Below are 9,228 nucleotides of genomic sequence, written 5' to 3'. Positions count from 1 at the left end.
CCCCCCGGCAGCCCCGGCGGCGACCCCAATGTGAGGCCGAAGTAAGCGCGCTTTCCTTCGCCTCTCCCCGCCGGGGAGAGGCCGGAATCCGCGCAACGCGCGGATTCCGGGTGAGGGGACACCATCCACGAGTCCGGCCCCGTAAAAAATCGCAAATTCTGGTGAGAAATCGGGCCGAAGCGGACTTGTCGCGCCGAAGCTTTAGCGAAGGCGGATTGACTTACCCCCGCCCCCTTCCTTATATGCCGCGCGTTCGCGAGATCGGCCTCAAGTCGCCGCCGCGATCCCTGTGGCGGGGTAGCTCAGCTGGTTAGAGCACGGGAATCATAATCCTGGGGTCGGGGGTTCGAGTCCCTCCCCCGCTACCAAAAATCTGACCTACATAGCGTGCAGTCTAACCTTCGGCATGAGTCCCGCTCTTAGATGTCGGACGCGTCCTGGCGGACTAGGATACACGAGGGTCGTAAGGCGCCCAACTCACCAGATATCGCCGGTGCTTCCGATATCCGAATCCGAGTTCAATCAGTTTCTGTCAAACATCCAAGCGCGATCAAATATTCGCGTTCGGAAAGATGTCGGCGGCATCGTCAAACAGAAGTTTTTGGATGAGGGAGCGAGCAGCCCTTTCATTGCTAGATGCACCTTGGGACTGCTGCGTATTCGAGAAAATGTGCTGACTGAACAAGGTCGTCGAAACGACTTCGACAAAAGATTCGAAAGTGCATTCTCGGCCCTGTTGAACGCCAGGGAAGCAGGCAAGAAACTTGGTGAAACTTGGAAGGGCCACACGGAGCGCGTCGCTTCTGGGGTCGCTGCTCAAGTTGAGGGGCGCGATATTCGAATTCATGAGAACATCAACAAGCAGCTCGGCGCTGATTTTGAATCGTTCCTGAATGCTTCCACACGCGCAATCAAGACGGGTGTTCAAGGTATCTGTTCTTTTCTGGCGCTAGACATTGGTTTCTTGTTCAAGAAGCAATCGGCGTTTGATGCGAACATCGAACGCTTGCGGCACACCGATTCAGCATTGGCCGACTACCTTGTCGAAGTAAGAAAGTGGAGTGAGCGTCTATTGCTCCTGCGCAACAATCTGGAGCACGATATCTGGGAGTTTCCTAAAGTAGGTTATGAAATTGTGGGTGATGCGGTGCGGGCAACGGAACCGCAGCTTTCGGGCGATAAGGTCACAGCCCTGGTCAACTTCTTGCTAGATCGCACACTTTGCTTTTTTGAGGAGATCATCGTGCATGTTCTGCAACATCATTTGCCTCTTGGCGTATCTGTCACGGAAATACCTCTTAGCCAACGAAGCGTCGAAGCTCCAGAACGCTTTCAAATCACGCCTTATCCGGGCGGTAAGCCGCGCTGGAAAATTATGTATCACGCAACTCGATTTGAGGAGATCTAGCGCGCCGCAAGTTAACCAGTCTTTGGCTGGCATTTGCTTTGACGAGGGAGAGCGGTAGTCTATTTGAGATCCGTCGGGCGAGACCCCTGTTTCGCCTCCCGTCAACGCCTCCCTAAAAAAATATTCCCCTTTACCGAAATTCGGAAATATCGTACACCTCGCTCATCCCGGCTTATCCTGAGGGGCGATCGCGTCGTCGTCTTGATCGCGAGCCGGGCTTGCGGTGGACGCGGCAGCGTCGGGCGCGAAAGGTGCGGGCAGGGAGGGTAGTCCCCGGTGAGCTCGCGGCCGCGCGCGGACGAACGGCGCTGCTAGGTCTCGTCTCGTCTTGCAAGTTTCCGGCGCTGTCGACGGTGCCAGGGAAAACTGCGGCGAAATGGCGGGCCGTGCGTACGGCAAAACCGTGTGGTCCTGGCCGTCGTTGCTACGGTCAAGCTCTTGCGGAGGCGGCTCTCGCGTCAACCGGCGCGAGGAACGGTGAATTTCGCAAGAACGAGGGAGGCCAGAAGGAACTCGGCTCCCGGGAGAGCGCGGCATAAGCCGTCCGACCATCGCGCAGGGAAGGCCGAGTGATCGGCACCACCTGTATGCTGCTGTGCGGTTTTCTGCGTGTGCATTTTGCGCAGCAGACCGCGGGTGCGATGTCAGCACCCGGCCTTCCCTGTGCCCTCTTGGCTTTCAGAGGGTGAAGTGACGAAGCAAAGCTCGGGCGAAATCAGTCGCGAGGCTGCGAAGGCGTGTCTGTGATGCGAAGCGCTGTCGGAGCCCCCACGACGCTGCCCTTTACTCTCTCGGCGCGGGCGCCCTGTCCGTGCTGGAGACAAGGACGAGACCCTCGACCGTTCACGCCGACTTATGCTCGAATACCGATTTGACTTGGCCGTCGCGCCGGTCCTCGAAGGTTTGCTCGGGAAGCAAGCGACCGGTTCTGTGATCACCATCACAGGCGTGGCCGCCTTCCTGTGTGTATATTGCCGGCTCGGAGCAGGGTGGCGGCCATGCGGAATCGGATTGCACTGGTTTTCAGTCTCTTTTTTTTCACTTCTCTGGCAGCCGCTGATCCTGCGGCCGCAGACGATCGGACCATCTGCGCGCAGCGCGGCCATGACAACCGCATCGCCGCGTGCTCGCGGCTGATCGCAAAGAGCGGCGGGCGCGACGCCGTGGCGTTCGACAATCGCGGTGCCGAATATGGCGACAAGGGCGACTACGATCGCGCCATCTCCGATTTCAGCGAGGCCATCCGCATCGATCCGAAATACGCGCTTGCCTGGCAGCATCGCGGCGCCGCCCTGCTTCGCCGGAACGAGGTGGATCGGGCCATCGCCGACCTGACCGTGTCGATCCGGCTCGATGCAAACAATCTGAACGCCTTGAACGACCGCGGCATGGCCTATGCCGCTGCGGGTGATTCCGAGCGCGCGCTTTCGGATTACAACGCAGCGATCCGCATCAATCCGAGGTTCAAGTTCGCCTACTTCAATCGAGGGCGGCTCTATGCCGGCAAGGGCGACCACACCCGGGCGATCGCCGAATACTCCGAGGTCATTCGCATTGACCCGACCTACGGTTATGCGTTCAACAATCGCGGACTGTCCTATCGGGACACCGGCCAGTCCGAGCGTGCCGTGGCCGATTTCAGCGAGGCGATCCGGCTTTTGCCGAGGACGACGCTGGCCTACAACAACCGCGGCGACATCTATCTCCTTCAGGGCAGGTACGATCAGGCCCTCGCCGATTTCAATGAGTCGCTGCGCAATGATCCGCAACATCAGAGCGCGCTGGTAAACCGCGGAATGGTGTTCGAGAAGATGGGCGAGGTCGCAAAGGCCCGCGCCGACTTCAACGCAGCTCTGGCTGCCCCGCAGAAGTACGACAGCGCAAAATGGTCGATGGACAAGGCGCGCGAACGCCTCGCCGCACTGGATGATACGTCCATCAAGACCGTTCCCGCCACCACCACGTCGGTCATCGCGCTGCCGGGTCCGTCAAGCAGAAACGACAGGCGCATCGCGCTGGTGGTCGGAAACTCCGCTTATGAGAATGTCGCAGCGCTCGCCAATCCGGCGCGTGATGCGGCGCTCGTCGCCGAAACGCTCAGGCTCACCGGATTCGAATCCGTCACGCTGCTGACCGATCTGCGCAAGGATGCGTTGACCGCAGCGCTGCGCGACTTTGCAAGTCAGGCGGAAATCGCCGACTGGGCAATGGTATATTACGCCGGTCACGGCATGGAGGTCGGCGGCGTCAACTATCTGATCCCGATCGACGCGAAGATCGCCTCCGACCGCGACGTCAGCTTCGAAGCCGTGGCGCTGGACCAGGTGTTGAACGCGGCGGAACGCGCCAAGCGGCTGCGCCTCATCGTCCTCGATGCCTGCCGCGACAATCCCTTCGCCAACCGGATGAAGCGTACCATGACGCTGGCGTCGCGTTCGGTGTCGCGCGGCCTTGCGGCGATCGAGCCCGAGGCGGGCACGCTGGTGGTGTATGCCGCCAAGGACGGAGAGATGGCGCTCGACGGAGAGGGCAGGAACAGCCCGTTCGCCACGGCGTTCGTCAATAATATGCGCAAGCCCGGCCTCGAGGTGCGCCGGCTGTTCGACGTCGTGCGTGACGACGTCATGGAGGCGACCAATCGTGCACAAAAGCCGTTCAGCTACGGATCGGTCTCGGGCCGGCAGGATTTTTACTTCGTTGCCGGGAAATGAGACGCAAGGCTTTGGCTGTCGCGCCGGCCAAAATTCACGGTATTGAGCCGAATTTCGGAATATCGTACACCCCGCCCATCCCGGCTGATCCTTGCGCGGACGAACGGCGCTGCTAGGTCGCCTGCAATGAGTGGCGCCTGTCGGAGGCATGTTGCCCCCTGGTCCATCGGCGCAAGGGCTCTGTCCGCGGGTCACGCATCGTGCCCGGCAATCGGACTTGCGACATGGGTGACATTTTCGGCGGCTCACGCCGGCCACGCCTGTCCACCGCCGTCGATCCGCAACACCTGGCCCGAGACGAAGGCACCCATGGGTCCTGCAAAAAACTCGACCACGCGCGCGACCTCGTCGACGGTGGCGATGCGGTCGAGCGTCCCGGTCTCGACCATCCGGTTGGGGTCGACCGCTCGGGTGCCAAGAAATCGGCCGGTGCGGGTGTCGCCGGGCGCGATGCAATTGACGGCGATGTTGTAGGCACGGAGCTGGTCGGCAAGACAACGCGTGTAATGCGTCACGCCGGCCTTCGCCACCGCATAGATCGAGCCGTTGGTGCGGCCCTTGAAGGCGGCGACCGAGCCGAGCGTGACGATGCGGCCGCGCCGCCGCTCCATCATGCCCTTCGCGACCGCCTGGCAGGTCAGGATGGTCGAGAGCAGGTTCCGCTCCAGCACGGCCCTTATGTCGGCTTCCTTGATGTTCACGGCATCGTTCGGATCGGGCTTGCCACCCGCAGCCGCGATATCGCCGCCCGCATTGTGCACGAGGATGTCGATCGGACCGAGAGCGGCCTCGGTTTCGGCAATCACCCGCGAGATATCGTTGGTCCTGGTGAGATCGCCAAGCACGCGCACGGTGCTCACGCCGAATTCTCGGCTGATCTCCGCGGCAACGGCAGTGAGCGTGGTGCCCTCGCCATATTCGGCCGGTCCGTTCTCGCGCATGCCGTGTATCGCGACGCTGGCACCGAGCGCGGCGAGCTTTTCCGCAAAGGCGCGGCCGAGCCCTCGCCCTGCGCCGGTCACCAGGGCCACCTGCCCAGCCAAAATCCTCGTCCTGTCAGGCGATGCCATGGTCCTCTTCCTGCTATGTCACTCCGCTGCGACATTGAAGCCGATCGCCAGCGCTTGCACCAGGCACATCGGCGCCACCCGCGTGCGGAGCACCGGCTTGGGCATGTCCTGGATCTTGAAGACGGCGCTGGCGCCCTCGATGGCGCGCGTTCGCACAGAGACACTGCCGGACGGCGAATTTCATCCGGTTTGGGCATTTAGCTTACCTCTATTTGGCCGCTCCTCGAGTTGGGCGCCGGACGGGCTGGAACTCGTGGGCGTGATGGTCGTTTGCTTGGCCGGGGCAGCAGTAACGATCGGGGAGAGCACGTGAACCGACGCCAGCTTGTTCAAGGGTCGGCAGTGCTGCCGGCGTTGCTGCTTGCTTCCCGATGCAGTCTGGCCGCCCCTTCGGATGACATTTTCGGGCCGTCCACCGTGAGGGACCTGGCGCGGAGGCTGGCGGGCAAGCCGTACGAGGCGCCGGACGAGAAGCTCCCGGGCGGATTGAAGGACCTGGACTACGATCAGTATCGTTCGATCCGCTTTTTGCCCGAGCGGGCGCTCTGGCGCGGCAAGAATCTTCCGTTCGAAGCGCAGTTTTTCCACCGCGGCTTCTTCTACAAGAACAGAGTGAACATCTTCGAGGTCGCGGACGGAAAGGCATCCGAGCTCAAGTACCGCAAGGCGGACTTCTCCTTCGGCGAGAAGGTCCCGCCGTTCGAGGACAGCGATCTCGGGTTCGCGGGCTTCCGCATCCATGCGCCGATGAACCGTCCCGACTATTACGACGAGGTCTGCGTCTTCCTAGGTGCGAGCTATTTCCGCGCCGTGGCCAAGGGGCAGACCTACGGGCTTTCCGCGAGGGGGCTGTCGATCGATACGGGCGAAGCCAAGGGCGAGGAATTTCCGCTCTTCAAGACGTTCTGGCTCGAACGGCCGGCGCCGGGTGCGACCTCGTTGGTGATTCATGCTCTGCTCGACAGCAGGAGCTGCACCGCGAGCTACCGGTTCACCGTGCGCCCCGGGGAGACCACGGTCTTCGACGTCGAGATGTCGGTCTACCCGCGCGTCGAGATGCCGCGGGCCGGGCTCGCGCCCATGACCAGCATGTTCTACTACGGTCCGAACGACCGCAACGACATCGACGATTTCCGCCCCTCCGTCCACGATTCCGATGGCCTTGCGATCTTCAACGGGAAGGGCGAAAGCCTCTGGCGGCCGCTCAGCAATCCCCGTGATCTCCAGATCAGCACCTTCCAGGATCTCAATCCGCGTGGCTTCGGGCTGATGCAGCGGGAGAGAAACTTCTTCGCCTACCAAGACATCGAATCCAGTTTCGAAAAACGTCCAAGTCTCTGGATGGAGCCGATCGGCGATTGGGGCGAGGGCGGCGTCACGCTGTTCGAGATCCCGACCAAGGAGGAGGTTCACGACAACATTGCCGCATTCTGGCGCCCGAAAAGCCCGCTCCAGGCCAAGGGCGAACACAACTACACCTATCGGCTGCATTGGGGGCCAGATAGCCCGAAGCCGCATTCGCTGGCCAGATTTACGCGAAGCGGGATAGGGGCGAGGGGCGGAGATGCGCGCCTGTTCGTGCTCGATCTGCATGGCGACAACCTCAAGGGCGTCGATCCTGCCGCTGTCAAAGGCGTGGTGTCGGCGGGGAAGTCTGAGGTGAAGAACATCGTCACGCAGCCTAATCCCTACACCGGTGGGTGGCGGCTCAGCTTCCAGTGCCAGGTGAAAAGCGAGCCGATCGAGCTGCGGGCATTTCTGGCAGAAGGCGACAAGCCCTTGTCGGAAATCTGGGTCTACCGATGGGCACCCTGAGCACTGCACCGCGGCCGATTGCCGGCGATATCGCGACCCAGCGCCTGCTGCCGACGGAGGCCCCCCTTCCGATGGCTCCTGGCGACCTCGGAAAAAGCCTGGTACCCGACCGTATTCCTGCGCCGGCTGCCCCCGCAATGGCCTGGCGGCGCGGCCTCATCCTGCTCTCGACGGCGGCGCTCACGGGGGCCGGCGGATATGAGATGTATCGCGTGCTGCAGGTCGGCGGCGTCACCATCCTTGAAGCCATGGTGCTGGCGCTCTTCCTGGTCTTGCTCGCCTGGGTCGCCTTCTCGTTCGCCTCCGCGCTGGCCGGCTTCTTCGTGCTGCTGGCCCATCGTCCAGGCGCCCTCGCGCCAGAGGCGGAGTTGCCTGCGATCGCAAGCCGCACCGCCATGCTGCTTCCCACCTACAATGAAGATCCGCACCGATTGACGGCGCGGCTTCGCGCGATCATCGAATCCTTGGAGACGACCTCCCAAGGAAGGCTGTTCGACTGGTACGTTCTGAGCGACAGCACCGATCCCGACATCTGGGTCGCCGAGGAAAAAGCGCTCCTCGTGCTGCGACAAGCCGTCGGAACGCCAAGGCTGTACTATCGCCATCGAGCTGACAACACGGCTCGGAAAGCCGGCAACATCTCCGAGTGGATCACGCGGTTCGGCGGCGCCTACGACTTCATGATCGTGCTCGACGCCGACAGTCTCATGAGCGGGCAGACCATCGTCCGACTGGTCCATGCCATGGAGAGCAATCCGAGCGCCGGCCTCGTCCAGACGCTCCCCATGGTCGTCAACGCGCGAAGCCTGTTCAGCCGAGTCCAGCAATTCGCGGGCCGCCTGTACGGACCGATGATCGCCGCTGGCGTCGCTTGGTGGCACGGCTCGGAAGGCAATTACTGGGGCCACAACGCGATCATCCGGGTGAAGGCGTTCGCGGAATCGGCTGCGCTGCCGCAGTTGCGCGGGCGCAAGCCGTTCGGCGGGCACATCCTCAGCCATGATTTCGTCGAGGCAGCGCTAATGCGGCGCGCCGGGTGGGGCATCTACATGCTGCCGGCGCTCGGCGGAAGCTACGAAGAGGTGCCGCCGTCGCTGCTCGATTTCGCGGCGCGCGACCGGCGCTGGTGTCAGGGCAATCTTCAGCATCTCGCCGTCGTGCCTGCGCGGGGTCTCCACTGGGTCTCGCGCGTGCATTTCATGGTGGGGATAGGGGCATATCTGACGGCGCCCCTCTGGCTGCTGTTCCTCTTGCTGGGAATGTTGATCTCGCTGCAGGCCCGCTTCGTGCGGCCGGAGTATTTTCCGAAGGGTTTCTCGTTGTTTCCGACGTGGCCGGCCCAGGATCCCGTGCTCGCCATCTGGGTATTCGTCGCCACCATGGGGTTGCTGCTGTTGCCGAAGCTGCTCAGCCTCGTCCTCGTCTGGATGCGCGGCTCCGTGAGACGCCAGTTCGGCGGCGCGTTGCGTGCTTCGGCCGGAGTTCTCGCAGAGATCGTCGTGTCCGCGCTGATGGCGCCGGTGATGATGATCTTTCAGTCGATCGCCGTCGTCGAGATTCTGGCCGGCCGCGATGCCGGCTGGCAGACCCAGAGGCGCGACGACGGCACGGTGGAGCGCCGCGAACTCTATCGGAAGTACGGCATTCCAACCCTGTGCGGCGTTGCGATGGCCGCAAGCGCGTACGCGGTTTCGGTGCCCCTTCTGCTTTGGATGTCGCCGGTCATCGTTGGGCTGCTGTTCGCCGTTCCCATAGGCGCGCTGACCGCCATGCCCGCCTCCGGAAGATTGTTTGTTACTCCCGAAGAACGAGAGCCGCCTTCCGTGCTGCGGCGAGCGAACGAACTCAGCGCGTCGGCAGACGCAGGGGGCAGCCCCGCCTTGGTGGAGCTGCGCCAAGACCCCGCGCTCCTGGCCTTCCACCTCGCGCAGCTGCTGCCTCCTCGCGCCACCAAGCCCGATACGGTCGACGCCAACCTGGCGGTCGGCCGTGCCAAGGTCGATGCAAGCGAAACTTTCGAGGAGGCCGCAGAGCATCTATCCTCGCGGGAAATCTTCTCGATCTTGAACGACGGTCCGGCGCTTTCCAGCGTGTTGCAGAAGCGATGAAGCTGCGGCCTGGATCTGTCCTGCGGCCGTTTGAAGCTTTTCTCGTTGCATAGTCCGGTATTGCTCTCTCCCTTGATGGCCGGCATCCTCGAACCAAGTGCGCGGAAAAGCGCCCA

General features: G+C 62.5%; 6 protein-coding genes and 1 tRNA gene. 5 read left to right on the top strand and 2 right to left on the bottom strand.

Annotation, left to right across the window (positions count from 1 at the left end; genetic code table 11):
• The first annotated feature begins 291 nt into the window (after positions 1-291).
• From I6F24_RS19935 to I6F24_RS19925, 3 genes are all read left to right on the top strand, one after another.
• Positions 292-368 (top strand) — tRNA-Met (locus I6F24_RS19935).
• 125 nt (positions 369-493) lie between these two features.
• A complete protein-coding gene (locus tag I6F24_RS19930; RefSeq protein ID WP_225149195.1) occupies positions 494-1,408 on the top strand; it encodes a hypothetical protein in 915 nt (304 codons plus the stop codon).
• 1,163 nt (positions 1,409-2,571) lie between these two features.
• Complete coding sequence (locus I6F24_RS19925) at positions 2,572-4,119, top strand: tetratricopeptide repeat protein (RefSeq protein ID WP_225156465.1); 1,548 nt, start codon at positions 2,572-2,574, stop codon at positions 4,117-4,119.
• A gap of 245 nt (positions 4,120-4,364) precedes the next feature.
• Here the strand turns inward: I6F24_RS19925 and I6F24_RS19920 are convergent, their stop codons facing one another.
• Both I6F24_RS19920 and I6F24_RS19915 read right to left on the bottom strand, forming a co-directional pair.
• Positions 4,365-5,189 carry an SDR family NAD(P)-dependent oxidoreductase gene (locus tag I6F24_RS19920; RefSeq protein WP_225149193.1) on the bottom strand — a complete coding sequence of 275 codons (825 nt, stop codon included), beginning with the start codon at positions 5,187-5,189 and terminating at the stop codon, positions 4,365-4,367.
• Positions 5,190-5,207: 18 nt separating this feature from the next.
• Positions 5,208-5,345: a hypothetical protein gene (locus I6F24_RS19915; protein WP_157785121.1), complete on the bottom strand. Its 138-nt coding sequence runs from the start codon at positions 5,343-5,345 to the stop codon at positions 5,208-5,210.
• 153 nt (positions 5,346-5,498) lie between these two features.
• Between I6F24_RS19915 and I6F24_RS19910 the strand changes: the two genes are divergently transcribed.
• Both I6F24_RS19910 and mdoH read left to right on the top strand, forming a co-directional pair.
• Positions 5,499-7,004, top strand: a complete 1,506-nt coding sequence (locus tag I6F24_RS19910) for a glucan biosynthesis protein G (protein ID WP_225149192.1) — start codon at positions 5,499-5,501, stop codon at positions 7,002-7,004.
• A complete protein-coding gene (mdoH, locus tag I6F24_RS19905; RefSeq protein ID WP_225149191.1) occupies positions 6,992-9,112 on the top strand; it encodes a glucans biosynthesis glucosyltransferase MdoH in 2,121 nt (706 codons plus the stop codon). Before I6F24_RS19910 ends, mdoH begins: the two co-directional genes overlap by 13 nt.
• Positions 9,113-9,228: the final 116 nt, after the last annotated feature.

Origin of the sequence: Bradyrhizobium sp. BRP23, from assembly GCF_020194135.1 — a bacterium.
Taxonomy (GTDB): Bacteria; Pseudomonadota; Alphaproteobacteria; order Rhizobiales; family Xanthobacteraceae; genus Bradyrhizobium; species Bradyrhizobium yuanmingense.
The sequence above is the reverse complement of the archived record's forward strand: the minus strand, read 5'-3'. Positions and strand labels throughout refer to the sequence as shown.

What these genes read in the sequence shown, in the direction of transcription:
- I6F24_RS19920 (WP_225149193.1), bottom strand. Translation starts at nt 5,189, where the DNA reads ATGGCATCGCCTGACAGGACGAGGATTTTGGCTGGGCAGGTGGCCCTG.
- mdoH (WP_225149191.1), top strand. Translation starts at nt 6,992, where the DNA reads ATGGGCACCCTGAGCACTGCACCGCGGCCGATTGCCGGCGATATCGCG.